18 protein-coding genes, 9 tRNA genes and 1 pseudogene are annotated in these 15,622 nt (G+C 40.6%); 18 read left to right on the plus strand and 10 right to left on the minus strand.

Translation table 11 applies throughout. The features are described from left to right. From ACFPA1_RS00005 to ACFPA1_RS00060, 12 genes are all read left to right on the plus strand, one after another. Window positions 1–77: transfer RNA gene (locus ACFPA1_RS00005), tRNA-Pro, on the plus strand. A 7-nt stretch (window positions 78–84) separates the two neighbouring features. Beyond that, window positions 85–160: transfer RNA gene (locus ACFPA1_RS00010), tRNA-Ala, on the plus strand. Window positions 161–181: 21 nt separating this feature from the next. Further along, window positions 182–258, plus strand: a tRNA-Met gene (locus tag ACFPA1_RS00015). 12 nt (window positions 259–270) lie between these two features. After that, a tRNA-Ser gene (locus ACFPA1_RS00020) sits at window positions 271–363 on the plus strand. Window positions 364–530: 167 nt separating this feature from the next. Beyond that, a tRNA-Met gene (locus tag ACFPA1_RS00025) sits at window positions 531–604 on the plus strand. Between the two features lie 5 nt (window positions 605–609). Further along, a tRNA-Ile gene (locus tag ACFPA1_RS00030) sits at window positions 610–686 on the plus strand. Between the two features lie 15 nt (window positions 687–701). Further along, a tRNA-Asn gene (locus ACFPA1_RS00035) sits at window positions 702–776 on the plus strand. A 10-nt stretch (window positions 777–786) separates the two neighbouring features. After that, window positions 787–877: transfer RNA gene (locus ACFPA1_RS00040), tRNA-Ser, on the plus strand. A gap of 10 nt (window positions 878–887) precedes the next feature. Beyond that, a tRNA-Arg gene (locus ACFPA1_RS00045) sits at window positions 888–961 on the plus strand. A 192-nt stretch (window positions 962–1,153) separates the two neighbouring features. Further along, the gene (locus ACFPA1_RS00050) at window positions 1,154–1,645 is read left to right on the plus strand and encodes a phage integrase SAM-like domain-containing protein (RefSeq protein WP_378580646.1); all 492 of its coding nucleotides are present in this window, start codon (window positions 1,154–1,156) and stop codon (window positions 1,643–1,645) included. Next, window positions 1,599–1,919 (plus strand): tyrosine-type recombinase/integrase, encoded by a 321-nt coding sequence (locus ACFPA1_RS00055; protein ID WP_378580648.1) that lies wholly within the window; start codon window positions 1,599–1,601, stop codon window positions 1,917–1,919. The genes ACFPA1_RS00050 and ACFPA1_RS00055 overlap by 47 nt, the downstream gene beginning before the upstream one ends. Then, the gene (locus ACFPA1_RS00060; RefSeq protein WP_378580771.1) at window positions 1,901–2,038 is read left to right on the plus strand and encodes a tyrosine-type recombinase/integrase; all 138 of its coding nucleotides are present in this window, start codon (window positions 1,901–1,903) and stop codon (window positions 2,036–2,038) included. The genes ACFPA1_RS00055 and ACFPA1_RS00060 overlap by 19 nt, the downstream gene beginning before the upstream one ends. Before the next feature lie 141 nt (window positions 2,039–2,179). On the opposite strand, the gene ACFPA1_RS00065 is transcribed toward ACFPA1_RS00060, so the two are convergent. From ACFPA1_RS00065 to ACFPA1_RS00095, 7 genes and pseudogenes are all read right to left on the minus strand, one after another. Further along, a complete protein-coding gene (locus ACFPA1_RS00065) occupies window positions 2,180–2,371 on the minus strand; it encodes a hypothetical protein (RefSeq protein ID WP_378580651.1) in 192 nt (63 codons plus the stop codon). 109 nt (window positions 2,372–2,480) lie between these two features. Further along, window positions 2,481–2,660: a hypothetical protein gene (locus ACFPA1_RS00070; RefSeq protein WP_378580654.1), complete on the minus strand. Its 180-nt coding sequence runs from the start codon at window positions 2,658–2,660 to the stop codon at window positions 2,481–2,483. Between the two features lie 19 nt (window positions 2,661–2,679). After that, window positions 2,680–3,174 (minus strand): DUF2321 domain-containing protein, encoded by a 495-nt coding sequence (locus tag ACFPA1_RS00075; RefSeq protein WP_378580657.1) that lies wholly within the window; start codon window positions 3,172–3,174, stop codon window positions 2,680–2,682. Between the two features lie 92 nt (window positions 3,175–3,266). Beyond that, window positions 3,267–3,476 carry a hypothetical protein gene (locus ACFPA1_RS00080; RefSeq protein WP_378580660.1) on the minus strand — a complete coding sequence of 70 codons (210 nt, stop codon included), beginning with the start codon at window positions 3,474–3,476 and terminating at the stop codon, window positions 3,267–3,269. A gap of 196 nt (window positions 3,477–3,672) precedes the next feature. Beyond that, a pseudogene (locus ACFPA1_RS00085) lies at window positions 3,673–4,474 on the minus strand (putative protein N(5)-glutamine methyltransferase). A gap of 121 nt (window positions 4,475–4,595) precedes the next feature. Beyond that, window positions 4,596–5,276 (minus strand): SIMPL domain-containing protein, encoded by a 681-nt coding sequence (locus tag ACFPA1_RS00090; protein ID WP_378580663.1) that lies wholly within the window; start codon window positions 5,274–5,276, stop codon window positions 4,596–4,598. Window positions 5,277–5,404: 128 nt separating this feature from the next. Beyond that, entirely contained in the window at window positions 5,405–5,944 is a 540-nt protein-coding gene (locus tag ACFPA1_RS00095) for a hypothetical protein (RefSeq protein WP_378580666.1), read from the minus strand. A 138-nt stretch (window positions 5,945–6,082) separates the two neighbouring features. Between ACFPA1_RS00095 and ACFPA1_RS00100 the strand changes: the two genes are divergently transcribed. From ACFPA1_RS00100 to ACFPA1_RS00110, 3 genes are all read left to right on the plus strand, one after another. Next, a complete protein-coding gene (locus ACFPA1_RS00100; RefSeq protein ID WP_378580669.1) occupies window positions 6,083–6,856 on the plus strand; it encodes a CPBP family intramembrane glutamic endopeptidase in 774 nt (257 codons plus the stop codon). A gap of 138 nt (window positions 6,857–6,994) precedes the next feature. After that, on the plus strand, window positions 6,995–7,483 hold the full coding sequence (locus ACFPA1_RS00105) for a DUF1456 family protein (RefSeq protein ID WP_378580672.1): 489 nt from the start codon (window positions 6,995–6,997) through the stop codon (window positions 7,481–7,483). Between the two features lie 17 nt (window positions 7,484–7,500). Next, window positions 7,501–8,208 (plus strand): M48 family metallopeptidase, encoded by a 708-nt coding sequence (locus tag ACFPA1_RS00110; protein ID WP_378580675.1) that lies wholly within the window; start codon window positions 7,501–7,503, stop codon window positions 8,206–8,208. A 582-nt stretch (window positions 8,209–8,790) separates the two neighbouring features. Here the strand turns inward: ACFPA1_RS00110 and ACFPA1_RS00115 are convergent. Continuing rightward, complete coding sequence (locus ACFPA1_RS00115) at window positions 8,791–9,324, minus strand: CueP family metal-binding protein (protein ID WP_378580678.1); 534 nt, start codon at window positions 9,322–9,324, stop codon at window positions 8,791–8,793. 232 nt (window positions 9,325–9,556) lie between these two features. Here ACFPA1_RS00115 and ACFPA1_RS00120 point away from each other — a divergent pair, with 232 nt between their 5' ends. The 3 genes from ACFPA1_RS00120 to ACFPA1_RS00130 all read left to right on the plus strand — a co-directional run bounded on the left by ACFPA1_RS00120 (window position 9,557) and on the right by ACFPA1_RS00130 (window position 13,671). After that, a complete protein-coding gene (locus ACFPA1_RS00120) occupies window positions 9,557–10,282 on the plus strand; it encodes a 3-ketoacyl-ACP reductase (protein ID WP_378580681.1) in 726 nt (241 codons plus the stop codon). Between the two features lie 1,064 nt (window positions 10,283–11,346). Next, entirely contained in the window at window positions 11,347–12,225 is an 879-nt protein-coding gene (locus tag ACFPA1_RS00125; protein WP_378580684.1) for a hypothetical protein, read from the plus strand. Between the two features lie 39 nt (window positions 12,226–12,264). Beyond that, window positions 12,265–13,671: a hypothetical protein gene (locus tag ACFPA1_RS00130; RefSeq protein ID WP_378580687.1), complete on the plus strand. Its 1,407-nt coding sequence runs from the start codon at window positions 12,265–12,267 to the stop codon at window positions 13,669–13,671. 222 nt (window positions 13,672–13,893) lie between these two features. On the opposite strand, the gene ACFPA1_RS00135 is transcribed toward ACFPA1_RS00130, so the two are convergent. After that, window positions 13,894–14,484, minus strand: coding sequence for a TetR/AcrR family transcriptional regulator (locus ACFPA1_RS00135; protein WP_378580690.1), 591 nt, complete (start codon window positions 14,482–14,484; stop codon window positions 13,894–13,896). A gap of 32 nt (window positions 14,485–14,516) precedes the next feature. Further along, window positions 14,517–15,431, minus strand: coding sequence for an SDR family NAD(P)-dependent oxidoreductase (locus tag ACFPA1_RS00140; RefSeq protein WP_378580693.1), 915 nt, complete (start codon window positions 15,429–15,431; stop codon window positions 14,517–14,519). Window positions 15,432–15,622: the final 191 nt, after the last annotated feature.

Consider the following 15,622-nt stretch of genomic DNA (forward strand, 5'->3'; position numbering starts at 1 on the left):
CGGGAAATAGCTCAGCTTGGTAGAGCACTTGGTTTGGGACCAAGGGGTCGCAGGTTCGAATCCTGTTTTCCCGACCATTTTAATGGGGCCTTAGCTCAGCTGGGAGAGCGCCTGCTTTGCACGCAGGAGGTCAGCGGTTCGATCCCGCTAGGCTCCACCATTAGATTTAAATATGTAATTTGGCGGTGTAGCTCAGCTGGCTAGAGCGTACGGTTCATACCCGTAAGGTCGGGGGTTCGATCCCCTCCGCCGCTACCAATTTATTATCTCGGAGGAATACCCAAGTCCGGCTGAAGGGATCGGTCTTGAAAACCGACAGGCGGGTTAAACCGCGCGGGGGTTCGAATCCCTCTTCCTCCGCCATATTAATTTAATGGTATTTATATTATCGCGGGGTGGAGCAACGAGCGTTGCTTCAATGAATAATCTGCGAGTTGTATCAATCGAGCTGCTGCTTGAATAAGCTTTCTGAGATTGATACAGTCCTACGTTAGCTTTTAGCATGACGTAAACTAAATACTTCTTATTATCGCGGGGTGGAGCAGTCCGGTAGCTCGTCGGGCTCATAACCCGAAGGTCGCAGGTTCAAATCCTGCCCCCGCAATATATGGGCCTATAGCTCAGCTGGTTAGAGCGCACGCCTGATAAGCGTGAGGTCGATGGTTCGAGTCCATTTAGGCCCACCATTTAATTCTAATTGTTCCGCAGTAGCTCAGTGGTAGAGCATTCGGCTGTTAACCGAACGGTCGTAGGTTCGAATCCTACCTGCGGAGCCATTTTTTTTATGGGGAAGTACTCAAGAGGCTGAAGAGGCGCCCCTGCTAAGGGTGTAGGTCGGGCAACCGGCGCGAGGGTTCAAATCCCTCCTTCTCCGCCATAAATATCATGCGCCTTTAGCTCAGCAGGATAGAGCATACGCCTTCTAAGCGTACGGTCAGAGGTTCGAATCCTCTAAGGCGCGTATTTCAAAATTTAAGAAACTCAATAGTATCAATGCTTTAATGACTTTAGGTAAAACTAACGGTATGGTATTCTAACTTCAATGAAATACCTTAAAAAAGTCGTTAAGCAAATCAACTTCCTAAATGATATTTAGGAGGTTTTTTATTTGCCAAAAAAGACTGGTATTTTCGATGTTTGAATTAAAGCGGAAGTGTTAAAACCAAAAGCCGAAATTACAAAAGGAATGGATGCTGAAAAAGCATTAGAAACCATTCACCGCAAAATGACATTGAACAGTTATCGTGAACGGACGCTAAACGATTACATTTTAATCTTCAATCATTTTCTCAAAGCAACAAATGTTAAATATTTAGAAGAAATAACGGTTGATATCATTTACCGATGGTTGGACAGCATGAACGTATCCGCATCTACAAAAAGCACACGATTAAAATGTCTGAAGGCAGTTTTAGGCAAATGCTTTAACAATGGGTGGCTACAATCAAAGTTTTGGTTAACGGTACAAATCAAACTTGATAAAAAAGTCAAATCAGGTACAAAGCGAAACGATTTAAACGTATTGTTATCATTATTGGATACTTCAACATTTATTGGTCTACGAGATGCAGTAGCAATATTGCAGCTTTATAAAAAAGGTGTTCCGTATCAATACATTAGGGCAAATCAAGGAGTGCCACATTGATTTCACTAATGGATTGTTAAACCTCGAAGGTTTCATAATGAAGAATCACAAGAATTTGAAATTGCCATTAGACGAACAGTTAATTGAATTGTACAAGGTCCTTATTGAACAGAATCGAAAAATCCGCACGTATTACAAACAGGACAATGATTTCCTATTTATCACGAGGCGGGGCGGTATGATTAACAGCAGGTCAACGAACAATGCAATCTCGAAGCAACTAACGAAATATGCGAAAGAATACATTTACCAAACATTAACCCACATGCCATAAGACGAGCATACGCTAAAAGTTTATATGACAAAGGTGCCAATATTGCTTTAATCAGTAAAGCATTGGGACATTCAAACTTGGCAGTTACTACGCAATATCATATTTTTATACATTGTTGATTCTTCACGGTTTCTGATGATTTACGCACGATATTTCCCATAATTTATTGCATAAAAAAGAAAGATGCCTCCGTTTTTCGAGACATCTACAAATATATGAACATTTGCTTAATACAAATATACCCAATTTTAATGCAATCATCATTTCAATTCACCAGTTTTACATTGTTTTACTATTTCTTCCATAGATATAAACCATGTCTCTTGATGTGTTTTTATACAATTATCTATTCTCATTTTATCAATATCATTTTTTATTTGAAGGTAAGTAAATCCACTGGCTAATAAGATTAAAAACAACAGGGTAAATATAATCTTAGATGATGTTTTCATTATTCCTCCTACTTTCTTATGGTAATCAACTCATTTACCATAATTTGACATATAGGATATTTCCTTATGACAAATAAAAAAGGAAGCCGTTTTATGGCCCCCTTGCCAATTATGGTTTAACATCTTCAATTTTGTAGGTGTAAATGAAACCACTCGTCACTTTGGAACCATTCTTTTCACCGCAATAAGGACAATAAATGTATTCTCGGTCTTTGCCACCAGGCACACCCATATCCGTAACTTTGTAATGAAAATCTTTTCCGCATTTCTTACAAGTTGTTTTATTCATGGTTTTCACCTCTCGATTTTTAGGGTCCCCATATTGCTTTTTTTACGGTTTCACTGACAACGTCTACTAAAATATCTTTAAACCCTGTAGCAATTTCGGGACCTGCTTTACTTAAGATTCGCTTAAATCTCGTTTGTGCTACAACCGTTCTAGGTCCGTCCTTAATCAAATCATCAAGCGACATTTTCAACTGCTCCTGTTCCTCAGGGGTTAAATTGTCAAGTAATTCCGCAAGTTCTTTGGCAGCATTCAATTTTTCAGCAATCCATGGAAATGGTTTACCGCAATGATGGCAATAACTTGGGGGATTCCATCTGCCAACGACAGTCACACCAGGTGTATGCAATTTCCCTCGTATCTCTTCTCCGCATTCCGCACATTTAGAAATAATATCTGCTCCACAAGCACCACAAAAATTTTGATTCGGTTTAGGGAACTTAATTGACGTAGAATTGAATACATGTCCATTTAAACAAACTTGAGCAGTATCATACCAACCTTCACCATTTCGCATATTTTCACCTCCCATTACATTATTCGACATATGGGACTAATTTCCTTGAAAACAAATTAAAAAAGGTGGTCTAATCGTGACCACCTCAAATCCTATTTATGTTGCTTCATTCCTTCCGCTTGAATTGCCTTGATTGCTTCGGCACGTTTCTCCGCACGTTCTTTGAAAAATGGTATCCATTTTTCAATTTCAGGGTCTTTAGGGAACGCATGGATCCATACCATTACCGCCATTGAAAATAATATCAATATTGCACTGATTCCAAGCAGTGTTGTTTTCACAAGGTTCTTAAACTTTTTCATGGTATTCATTCTCTAGCAGTTTCAAGTCTTCAAGAAGTTCTGGTGTTTCCTCAAAGAAATAAACTTGATAACCAATGGGTTTCGAGGTTAGGGGGAAATAAAGATATTCTAACCTGAATGAATTTCTCTGAAAAAGTCTTAAAGCAAAAACTTCCAAACAAGATGTTTGGAGGTTTTTTTTATGCAAACCCCAAGTTTATTTTGAAGATTTGCTTTCCGTATTTATTCTGGGAAGGGGATTGGTGCCAATTACTATAGTAGAGTCTAGTTCAGCATAGTGTACCAACTGTGGTAGTAGCCCATTTTGGGAGAAAATTTCAACGGTTTGAGGTGCCTGCATTTTGCTCGTCTCAAATCAATAAGTGCCCTCCGGCTTTCAGCCAAAGGGTTGCTTCTTTTGCCACTCTTTGCTGAATGTCAAGTCCGTCAACTCCCCCGTCAAGGGCCACACTCGGTTCATGTAGACGGGCTTCTTGGGGAAGCAGGTTGATTTGGTCTGTGGGAACGTATGGTGCATTTGCTACTAGGATGTCCACTTTCCCACGAAGTTTAGAAGGGAGAGGCTTATAAAGGTCACCTTCATATACATGACCACCAAGGCTGGTAACATTTCGGAGTGCGCAGCGAACTGCAGTAGGTTCAATGTCGGTCAAATGCAACTCAATCCAACCCAGATCTTTGGCAATCCCGACACCAATTGCGCCAGAACCGCAGCAAAGGTCAACAACGGTGACTCCAGGTATAGAAAAAGCTACTGCCTGGTGGACGAGAAACTCAGTACGACGGCGAGGGACAAAGACTCCAGGTTCTACTGCAATCCTATGCCCACAGAACTCCGCCCAACCGAGGACATACTCAAGTGGAGAACCGTTTATTCTATTATTGACCATATCGGAGAGAGCATCCAATGTCCGCGCCTCAGCAAGAAGAAGCTCAGCCTCTTCTTCAGCGAAAACACACCCAGCAGTCCGGAGTCGTTTGATTATACTTTTTTTTATTTGGTCATTAATAAGAAGCTTTTTTCCTATAAAAACCACCCAACCTTCATAGCGGCTATTTTAAATAGTTTAGTAGATTTTCAAAAGCACTCACTATTGCGTTTGTGAGTGCTTCAATCTGTTAAAAATATGAAAACTTTGCCTGAATGGACGCGGAAATTTTAAGTTTACCAGGCTGTATCGGCGTTGCAGCTTCACTTTTTGCAAACATAGTAGTTTGCAAAGGAATGATTGGTGAAGTTTGGCTCAATTCCTGTAATGAAAATGGCACCTTATTTAACGTTACTCCCATTTCCTTTGTTAGTTCTGCAGCCTTTAATTGAGCATCATGGAGGGCAAGCGACAATGCTTGATTGTAGTATATTTGCTGATTTTTTACTTTAAATTCAATATTTGTGACAGTATTTGCCCCGTTTTTAACAGCAGTATCGACAATAAGCCCTGTTTGTTCAATCTTATCATTTAGGACTTGAAGCAAATGGACCACTCTGTATCCTCGTAATGTTTGTTTACCGTTTTCGTAATCATATACCATTTCGATTCGGTAATCTGCCGTTTTAATATTCTCCTTTAAAATCCCTAAGCTTATGAGTGACTGTATCACTTTAGTCGTTTTTTCATTATTATCTTGTTGGGCATCTGTAAGATTCATATTCTCCGAATTCGCACCTAATGTAACGATGGACATGTCTGGTGCCACAGACACCGAACCTTCACCTGTGACTTCCAAGATATTTTGGCCATTTCTAGAAAAGGCTCTCCATTCAGGCTGTGCCCGCACCCATGGGTTCTGATAATACATTTGAGCACTCCTTTCCCTTAAAACTCCCTCCATTCATTGTATTAAGAAGAGACGATTAAAATAGTTAAAATATTCTCGCTGCCAACTATTATGAGGGTGAAGGTTATGTTTTAATGTGGTTTTTACCTTTATTTTTTCGCTCTCAGTGCTTTAATTGCTTTGATGAGAAGAATAACATAGCCTGCCATTAATCCATATCCGATGACTAAAATGAGGATGGGCACATAGTCCGGAGTGGTACCTGAATCGGTAGACATGCCGGCTAAAAAGAGTGGTGCTATCGGCAGCATGATGATGCCTGGACCTGCACCTACTACAAGCAGAGCCCCAAGACCAATCACAACCCAAGGCCAAATCAGTTTTTTCGTCTCATAAGAATGACTGTTTAATAGTTTTGGATCTTGCAAAGATTCAAGCTCATAGGCCTTTTTGGCCCGATTATAATCCCTCAGTGCATTGTACGCTCGCTTCATTCCCCAAATGATGACGCTGATAATGGCTAATGAAATGACTATAAAAATCAGCGAGAAGAAACTCAGTTCATTTGCTTTCCAAAAGGTCATGAAAATGATAAAGGGTAGACCAGGAAGAGACGTAAATAAAAATAATCCACCGCCAATGAGGACAACCCATGCCCATATTGGCTGCTGCTGGTTAGAAGGACGCATGACTAAACTCCTTTATTTCCTAGAATGCTTCTATCATAATATAATTGTGGTAAAAAATGAAATATTTTACTATAGTTGGGAGTGGATTTCATTTAGCTGGTGCGTACTGAAGAAAAACATAAAATAGGGAAGTGAAACATGAGCTATTTTGTCAAAGCAATAGTTGGTTTTATCATTTTAGATGCGTATTTGAACGTTGGAATTGCAGGAGCAGGTTCATTTTTGGTTCAGGTTGTATTGGTCCTCCTGCTTTTTCCGTTATTGAAAGGAATTCTGTTTTTAACAAAAAAGGATTTTCGAAGAATCGGAATCAGCTTTCATCCAAAATGGTGGAAGAATATGATGTTGGGGTTTGCGATTGGCTTTTCCTTTTGGCTAATCAAGTACGGTATCGAATATTCCTTAAATGGATATGAGATTATGGGAGCAATGCCGTTTTCTCAAATGATTCTTTCCCTGCTCATGATCATGCTGACGTTTTTCGTAGGTTCATTTTTAAACGATATCATCGTTCGGGGATATGTATTTGGTCATTTAAAAGGAAAAATACCGATGAAATGGGTGTTCATACTCTCTCTTGTGCTCTACGCGCTTGATGATTCGTGGAATGAAGGTCTCAGCCTCTCTAACACGCTCTTTTCCCTTCTTCTTGGCCTATCTCTCACCTATGCCATTTATAAAACCGGCAGCATCTGGGCTGACACCGGAATCCACTGGGGACTGAACGTCTGCTACGGAATTTTTAACGGAACACTTGGAAGTACTGGCGGGGGAATTATCATAACAAAAGACGGCCCACCATCATTGCTACTAGAATCTATCAGCTACATCATCCCGCTACTCATGTTCCTGTTTTTATATTTGGTGAGAAACAAGTTGAGGCATGGGGACGGTTCTCCTGCATCATTTTAGTAGAAATAAATAAATTGAGGCATGAGAACCGTCCCCATGTTTCATTTTTGAAATCCGGTTGGCAATCCTGTAATATTAGATAAATCAAATGGTGCTTGGATATGCGAAACGCACTAATTTTTTATTTGGAGGCCAATTGTGGATAATAACGATATTTTAATACGGCTTAGATATGCGCTGGAACTAAAAAATAAAGAAATGGCTGAGATCTTTCAGCTTGGCGGTGTGGATGTAACAGTGCCAGACGTAATAAAGATCCTCACGAAGGAAGATGATGAAAGCGACGACCAGCTCAAATGTAATAACAGTATGTTCGATTCGTTTTTAAATGGATTTATTGTCTATAAAAGAGGAAAGCAAGAGCCTAAACCAGGACAGCCTGAATCATCCGAACCGTCAATTAAGAAAAGTGCAAACGTTAATAATCTCCTGTTGAAAAAAGTAAAAATAGCATTAGCATTAACGACTGAAGATATGTTGGATATTTTTGAGGAAGCAGGAATCACGGTTTCAAAAGGGGAACTCGGCGCTTTATTAAGAAAAGAAGGGCACAAGAATTATAAAGAATGCGGCGATAAATTCGCCAGGAACTTCTTAAAAGGGCTGGCGGTTAAATACAGAGGATAAGCCATGCAGGTGATGAGATGATACATACCTACTTAGGGGCGACAATACGTTTTGAAATCAAGTATAAAAATCGCACGTCTATAGGAATAAAGATCGATAGTTATGGAAATGTGGAAGTCCAGGCTCCGAAAGGGACATCTGATGAAAAAGTGCTTCAGTTATTAGAGGAAAAATGGGGCATCATTCAGCAAAAATTAATGGAAATGAAGGGCAGACTGGACGGGCCACAGGAAAAGGTCTATGAGCATGGTGTGGGTTTTCTTTATTTAGGAAACACCTATCCCATCGAGATTATCGAAGATGTAACTATTATGCAAGAACATGTGCAGTTTAAAGAAGATAGGCTTTATATATATGTAAAACAGCATGACCTTGAAAAAATACAACAAGCTCTAAAACGATTCTACTACCAGCAATGTAAGGCATTAGTGGAGAAAAGCATCTCCTCCTATCAAAGCCACTTCAAGACAAAACCACGTGGCATTCGGATCACGGATAGCAAAACCACATGGGGAACCTGTGATTCAAAACTGCAGTTAACCTTTAACTGGAGACTGGCAATGGCACCGCAAGAGGTAATTGACTATGTAGTCGTTCATGAAATGTGCCACATGGTCCATCTAAATCACGACCGCTCCTTCTGGCGCTTGGTAGGGAAACTAATGCCTGACTATAAAGAAAAAGAAGACTGGCTGACATTATCCAGTTGGAAAATGACGGTTTAGCGTGAGGCATGGGGAAGGTTCTCATGCCTCATTTTTAAATTCTATTTATTTTGTTCGGAGCCAAAAGTCGGCAATTTTTTTGCCAACAAAAGCAGCTAATTTCCCGTTTCACGTTGGTTTTGAACAGATTTAATCAAACGATTGCGTAACTGACAAATATTTTATGTGATTGTATAGGTTTGTACTTTCATAACAGACATCCCAGAGTTTTTAACTAAACGTTTGAGTAGATTGGTAGAAGGGAAATTTGGTGAAGATTGGCGAAGGTAAGAGCATTTGAAGTTTTTAAATAGGTAGCTTCGAACTTTTTTCTTGTTTGTTCAACAATTTTTTTGCCCCCTAAAGCGCCATTTTCCCGCTGCACTAAGATTTTTACCAGATTTAATCAGACGTTTGTGTAAACGACAATGTTTTTAACCATAAAAGGATGGAAAGCTTATTATTGTTGAATTTTTATTACTTTTATACAAACGTTTGTTTGAAAAAATAAATGGGGAATTATGTAGGCCGGTGACCCGAAAAATAGGGGTCAGTCCCCCGTCGCTTTAAAGTTTCAGCATAGCGAGGGACTGCCCTTCTTTTCTAAAATAACTGGATGTCCGTAATACAAGTGGCGTCCTTTTCAAATGTGGAAATCTTTGATTCTGCCTTTTTTCCATCGTGTGAAATCTTAATCTGATAGGTTTTATCGCGTGGGAGCCAGAAATCGATAAAGCCGTTTGATAGTGATGTAACGGTTTTGTCTACGACCACGTTCCCATCACTGTCTTCCATATATACATCAAACTTTTCATTTGCTAGTTCACCTTGACAACCTGTCAAGCTATGATTCGTTCAAGGATGAGTTTGATTGGTATAAGGTGCGATCGACACGAAAAATTCGTCCTTCGGCAAATCATAACTGGTCTCTTTTCCAGACTTGTCCGTAACAATAAGTTGTTGAGAGGTAATGGATGCATTTTCGGCTTTTAATTTCCGTGCGCTGTAATCGCCAACCATTTCCTTAACGTCACTCGGCTTTGCTTTTTCAGCGGCCCCTTGATCCTGGCTATTTCCAGAACAAGCAGCCAACAAACTGGAAGCCAATAATAGCGCTGTGATTACTTTCAACTTCATGGTATGGATTCACCTCCGTCTATTTACTATACCCTAGTATACTATATAAAATTTTTGTTCTCCGCTTTTTCCAGACCTTTTCACAATTTATTCGGTTTTATGATCAAAAGCACCTCACACTTGTCGGATGAACAGTTTCCTTCCTAAATCGACGATTTATCAGTTTGGAGAGCATATAGTTAGAATCATTTTCCTAAAATAATATAATGAGATGTGGAAGGAGTTGTTGAAATTGGCACAATCATTAAAAGGAAAAGTAGCTTTCATCACTGGTGCTGGAAGAGGCATTGGCAAGGCCGCAGCCTTGGCCTTAGCGAATGAAGGTGTAAACATCGGTTTGCTTGCCAGAACAGAGGCTGAATTAAAGAAGGTCGTAAGTGAAGTAGAAGGTTTAGGGGTGAAAGCAGCTTACGCGGCAGTGGATATTGCCTCTCAAGAAGACGTAGAACAAGCTGTGAGTAAATTGACGGAAGCGCTGGGAACGGCTGACATACTGATTAACAATGCCGGCATTGGAAAATTTGCTACTCTTTTAGAGATGGACCCGCAGGAATGGAAGCAAATTATTGATGTTAACTTGATGGGGACCTATTATGTAACGCGTGCGGTCCTTCCGCAATTAATCGAAAAAAATCGTGGCGACATTATCAATATTTCGTCTACAAATGGATTAAACGGGGCTGCCACATCCAGTGCGTACAGTGCATCTAAATTTGGAGTTATTGGTTTAACGGAATCATTGGCACAGGAAGTTAGAAGAAACAATATCCGCGTTACCGCCTTAACCCCGAGTACAGTGGCTACTGAACTAGCGATAAAAACAAGCCTAATCGCAGAAAACAATGATGAAAAATATATGCAGCCGGAAGACATTGCTGAATTTATCGTTGCCCAATTAAAATTGCATCCACGCATTTATGTAAAAACAGCAGGCATTCTGGCGACGAATCCATTTTAATCTTTTGGTGCTAGCTCATTAATGGAGTAATTATGAAAAAAAGCGGCGGAGGGCTGACCCCCGCTGCTTTTTGACTTATAACATACCTTTTAGCTCTTCGATCTTAGCATTTAGTGGCTTATCTGAATGATGCTGCTATGTTAGGAGGAGCCATTGTTAGCTAGAGGATAGGTGCTAGTCGCCCTTTGTGAAATTTAGAGGCAAGTCTTTAGGGGGGAGTTAAATAACTGGAATTTAAGATTCTTTTCCATGAGTCTTCTTTTTTTTGTTTTGTTGCAACAGCAAATCTAATCTACGAACAAGTATTTCCTTCTTTTTTTTCTTGTCTACCACTTTCCTTTTAAGATTTAATGACATATTTGCACCTCGAAAAAATTAAAATTGCTTATTGTAATCGGACTTTCTGCTTACCGCTTATATTATTCGACAAAATTCTTGTTTTTTTGTACTTTTCTTTTTAAAAATATCCTCTATAGGGAATAGTCGTTTCTAAATATTTCAAAACTTACATACCTTTTTTCTTGTTAAAATTATTTATGCCGTAGGTAGGATGAGGCATGGGGACGGTTCTCGTGCATCATTTTTGTCGAAAGACTAAATTGGTGAATGAGAACCTTCCGAGACCGCGAAAAACACTTCTTACCTTGCCTTCTTAAGGACAAACTGCTTGGGGTGAAGGCAAAAATCTCTTTATTAAGCCATCTATTTTGCCCTTGAGCCGAAGAAGATTGGGTCCGTATATGCCGATTGTTCCCTCGTAATTGTGGTAGGTATTAGGATTCCACTCATGTCCTCTTCTTCCCATAGCGATTCCCTTTTCAAAATCAAATTGGATTTTTCCTTCCAGTGGCGTAGTCCTATTAGCATTTCCCCAGCACTCGAAAGTGTAGGTACAAGAAACCTATTAACAAATGAAGCATAGAACCGTCCCCTGCTTCTTTAGAATCATTCTTGTAGGAGAAAGGAATCGTTTCTTGCAAATGGGCGAAAAAATGGTCAAAAAGTGTTTAAATACCCCGAATACTGTCTAAGAAAATGTCGTTAAGAGGAAAGGGGGTGAGACAATGCACTTCCGCCATTTTCTAATACCAGCTCTTATGATGGGGGCAGCTCTATTTTTGCCAGGAAATGCTTTCGCTGAGAAGGGTGAACAAAATGGACCGTTACAGTCCAATAAAGAAATGGTACAAACTTCTGAAACATCGAAGAACTCAGCTGCACAAGCTAACGTTCCTTCAATTGCTGAAAGTACTAAACCAATAGAAAAAACGGTGCAAGTACCTGAACAAGCGAAACAAAATAGCGAGGCAGTTAAACCACCTTCTTCCAATGCCGCTCCTAAACAGGTCGTTTCCCCTCAACCTGCTAATGAAACGGCAAGAACTTTGCCGGCGCAGGCCAATGGGAACGGGTATGGATTATCAGATATAAAAAAGACTGAGAAAACCGTAAATACTCCAGGCCAGGAGAAAAGGGCAGCTGCTCAGGAAAAAGATAGCGGGTTTAAAACGAAACAACTACTTACATATGATATGACTGAAAATCCCTCTGATCATGAGACAAAAGATCGACTTCAGTCTCAAGAGGAAGAACCAAACATATCAAATAGTAATCCTGCGGTGAGTATTGAATCACCGTCGCCCGCTCCTGTAGAAAAGGACAAGTCTCCTTCAAGTAGGGAAGAGCTGCCTCCAGTCGATCAGGCAATGGACCCGGCACAACGTTCAACCAATACCGGCGGCTCATCAAATGATCGAGTTAGCACGGGAATAGGAACGGCCAGTTTGGCAGACAAGTGGTTTGAGTGGAATAAGTACTTTGAAATAAGACTTGTCCAACCATTCCTTTCTCGCCATGCATTACTGAATACTCAATGGGTGAATGCCCCGCCTTCACCACCGCCGCAAGCAGCTCCTTTTTTTAAAACCGTTAACCGAAGCTAAATGCCACGGAATACGAAAATTAAAGGAGCGAATTCAATAATGAAACATTATTTAAACACTAATAAGGTTATGAAATCTTTTGTATTAGCAGGAGCAGTATCATTTGGAGTATTTGCGGGTGCACATTTTACTGAGGCGGCTGGACCTGATAAGGCAAAAGCACAACACACCGTTCAAGTAAATGCCGAACAAAAAGTGAAGGCTAACGTGACAAAACCTGCAGTCCCTGTAACACAAGCGTCACCAGTTGTTAAGGAACAGCCGAAGGCACAACAAGCAGCTAAATCTCAAGCGAGTGCGCATGCCAGTGAAACGGCAAAAGCAAATGCTAATCCGAACTCAGCCGTTCTCGGCAAGATTGGAAAAGTGGAAGAAACTCCAGTACAAGAACCTGCTGCAGAAGAGCCAGTAATCGAGGAAGCTCCGGTACAAGAACCCGTTGCAGTAGAGCCGGTAATCGAGGAAGCTCCGGTACAAGAGCCTGCAGTAGAGCAAGGTACGGAAACCGAAGTGGAAGCAGATGAGCCTGTAACAGTTGAAGATGAAGCGACCGTTAAGGAAGATGTACAAGCAACAGATCTTGATTCAGAAGACGCTGCAGAGGATACCGAAAATGCCGACCAAAATTCTGATTCAAAGAAGGTCGATTATAATCACGAAGGTATTGTAACTTCGAAGACTGAAGAAGATGCAGATTCAGATGACGAAGACACAGACACAGATAAAGAGCCTAAGGTTAATCCTTCAGCTGCCAATAAAATAAACTCACAAGCATACGAACATGCAAGTGATACGGCTAAAGCTCACGCGAATGCAAACGCAGCTGTCCATGCTTCTGGGGAAGTTTCCGAAGAAGCAGCATCTGAAGAAAAAGCTGAAGATGCAACTGAAGTGACAGTGGAAGACAATACTCAGGTTGTAGCAGATGAAACGACTGAAGATGAAGTTGCAGAGGATGCAGCAGTTGTAACTGATGAAGCTACTGAAGAAACAGCTGAAGTTACCGTAGAGGACAATTCCGAGGTTGTAGCAGATGAAACAACTGAAGATAAAGTTGCAGAGGATGCAGCAGTTGTAACTGATGAAGCTACTGAAGAAACAACTGATGCCACGGAAGAAGCTGATGCGGTTGTTGCAGAAGATGGTACTGTTGAGGCAGGAACTGAAGATGCAGTTAAAGTTGAAACAGAAGTCGTTACTGATGAAACTGCAGAAGTAACTGAAGAAGAAACAGTTGATACAGAAAATGTAAACCCATCCCTATCAAACAAAGCAAACGCACAGGCTAGCGTAAAAGCAAGCGCGCAAGCAAAAGCTGTCGCTGCTGACAATTCAGCTGTACAAGCTGTAACTGTGGAAGACGCGGAAACAGTTGTAACAGTTGATGAAACTACAGACGAAGCAGTTGCTGAAGATACAACTGTTGAAGCTGCAACAAAAGAATAATTTGTATGTTTAGGGACTGTCCCACTGAACAATCCCTGAAATACAAAAAAGGCCCGACTAGCTTCTATCCAGTAGTCGGGCCTTTTTTACGTGCAAAACTTCTGAATGGAGATAAATTAATTGTGAGGCATGGGGACGGTTATGCTGCATCATTTTTGCCGAATGACATAAATTGGTGACCCGTCCCTGTGGAAGTCTTAATAGAAATAATCGTAAGAGGATCTATTCTCTTATAAGTTTCATTAAAATATCTACATCCAGGGCTTGATCCTCCTCATCCTTATTCGGGAGTAACATCAAACCGGAAATGACCGAGAAGAAGAGCATCAAAAGCTTAGCAGGGTCGCCCTTACAAAATTCTCCTATCGCCTGTCCCTTTTTAAAAACGGGAATCAACTGCTCAATGAAAGAAGGGATTGGATATTGTCGGACAATTTCCTTTGCCTTGGCTGGGACTTCATCAGAGGTTTGTACTTGTTGAATGAGCATAAACGAATGTTTATTGCTTGTATCGAGCATTTTCTTGGTTAATTCTTTGATTTTTTCTAATGGGGAGCCCGACACATTCTCCAATGATGCAAATGCCTCGGCAGTCTCTTCCATAGCATCCTTAACAAGTTCAATAAAAAGTTCATCCTTTGAATGGTAATATCGATAGGTAAGCCCCTGACTGATGCCTGCCTCCTTGGCTATCATACTTATTTTCGTGCCAATAATTCCGCGTTTTGCAAATACTTTTTGGGCCGCTTTCTTTATTTGTTCTCTTCGTTCTTCACGGTTCTGGTCTAGTTGCTGCTCATTTAATGGAGGCATCTTCTTCACTCTTTTCTTTTTTTCGAATATATTCATCCATTCATCGATAACTTAACTTGTTCTTCACTAATGTTCCATAGTTTCCTTGCTAATTCTTTGTCAACTGCCACTTCTGCCGGTTCCTTCTGTTGTCGATCAACACAATATTTGCCGTTAAGACTTGAGACATCTTTTGTTTCTGCAAGCCATATCAATGTATCTGCACCCTTTTCTGGGGTACGGGAAAAAAGATTCATTACAGCCATAGTTGCCTTGGCCATCATTCCATTATTTTGATTAAAATTTGTTGCCACAAGTCCTGGATCGAAACAATGAACGGTGACATTTGTTCCTTCAAGACGACGCGCCAATTCAGATGTAAATAAGATATTGGCGAGCTTTGTCTGTGCATAGCGTATGGTCGGTCCTCCCATTATTTTTTTAAAACCTCTATAAAGGCCCTCTCCATTTATATCGGTAAAGTCAAAGCCGTCTTTTGCCATCTTATGGCCATGAGAAGCCGTATTAATCACCCGAGCGGAATCACTTTCCTTAAGTCGTTCTAAAAGCAGTGAGGTGAGGAGAAAAGGGGCTAAGTGGTTCACAGCCCAGGTCAATTCCACCCCTTCTTCTGTTTTCTGGAAGGTATCGAATAAAGCGCCTGCATTATTGACTAAAATATCATTCCTTGGACACCGTTCAAGAATCTCCGCTGCGACTTGGCGGATGGACTTTTGGGAGGAAAGATCAGCAATAAATACATCTACATGAATTGGTTTGCTTGTTTGCGACTTTAATAGGGTTGAAATTTCTTTAGCTTTGCGGTGATTTCGAGCAATGATCCCGAGATTGGCTCCACGTGCTGCCATTGCCTGTGCCGCTGCAAGGCCAATTCCGCTTGTGGCACCTGTAATCAATACATATTTGTCCTGTAAGTTCCAGCCTTTTATTACAGTATTATTCGCCATTTTTTTAGCTCTCTCCTTTTGAATGAACGATTCATTCATTTCTAAAATCAATATATTTCACGACTTTAAAAAAAGTACCAATCATTTTTTAAATGGGAAAAGAGATTGAAAAATAAGAAGCTGGGATTGACAGGCACTGCTTTTTATGGAAAAAACGCTAAGGCATGTAGACGGTTCTTGTGCCTCTTTTG

The sequence above is a fragment of the Neobacillus sp. GCM10023253 genome (genome assembly GCF_042653105.1).
In the GTDB taxonomy this organism is placed as follows: Bacteria; Bacillota; Bacilli; order Bacillales; family Cytobacillaceae; genus Neobacillus; species Neobacillus citreus.

Excerpts from the sequence above, each read along its gene's own strand:
- ACFPA1_RS00065 (WP_378580651.1), bottom strand. The coding sequence starts at position 2,371 with ATGAAAACATCATCTAAGATTATATTTACCCTGTTGTTTTTAATCTTA.
- ACFPA1_RS00070 (WP_378580654.1), bottom strand. The coding sequence starts at position 2,660 with ATGAATAAAACAACTTGTAAGAAATGCGGAAAAGATTTTCATTACAAA.
- ACFPA1_RS00075 (WP_378580657.1), bottom strand. The coding sequence starts at position 3,174 with ATGCGAAATGGTGAAGGTTGGTATGATACTGCTCAAGTTTGTTTAAAT.
- ACFPA1_RS00080 (WP_378580660.1), bottom strand. The coding sequence starts at position 3,476 with ATGAAAAAGTTTAAGAACCTTGTGAAAACAACACTGCTTGGAATCAGT.
- ACFPA1_RS00090 (WP_378580663.1), bottom strand. The coding sequence starts at position 5,276 with ATGTATTATCAGAACCCATGGGTGCGGGCACAGCCTGAATGGAGAGCC.
- ACFPA1_RS00095 (WP_378580666.1), bottom strand. The coding sequence starts at position 5,944 with ATGCGTCCTTCTAACCAGCAGCAGCCAATATGGGCATGGGTTGTCCTC.
- ACFPA1_RS00100 (WP_378580669.1), top strand. The coding sequence starts at position 6,083 with ATGAGCTATTTTGTCAAAGCAATAGTTGGTTTTATCATTTTAGATGCG.
- ACFPA1_RS00110 (WP_378580675.1), top strand. The coding sequence starts at position 7,501 with ATGATACATACCTACTTAGGGGCGACAATACGTTTTGAAATCAAGTAT.
- ACFPA1_RS00125 (WP_378580684.1), top strand. The coding sequence starts at position 11,347 with ATGCACTTCCGCCATTTTCTAATACCAGCTCTTATGATGGGGGCAGCT.
- ACFPA1_RS00130 (WP_378580687.1), top strand. The coding sequence starts at position 12,265 with ATGAAACATTATTTAAACACTAATAAGGTTATGAAATCTTTTGTATTA.
- ACFPA1_RS00135 (WP_378580690.1), bottom strand. The coding sequence starts at position 14,484 with ATGCCTCCATTAAATGAGCAGCAACTAGACCAGAACCGTGAAGAACGA.
- ACFPA1_RS00140 (WP_378580693.1), bottom strand. The coding sequence starts at position 15,431 with ATGGCGAATAATACTGTAATAAAAGGCTGGAACTTACAGGACAAATAT.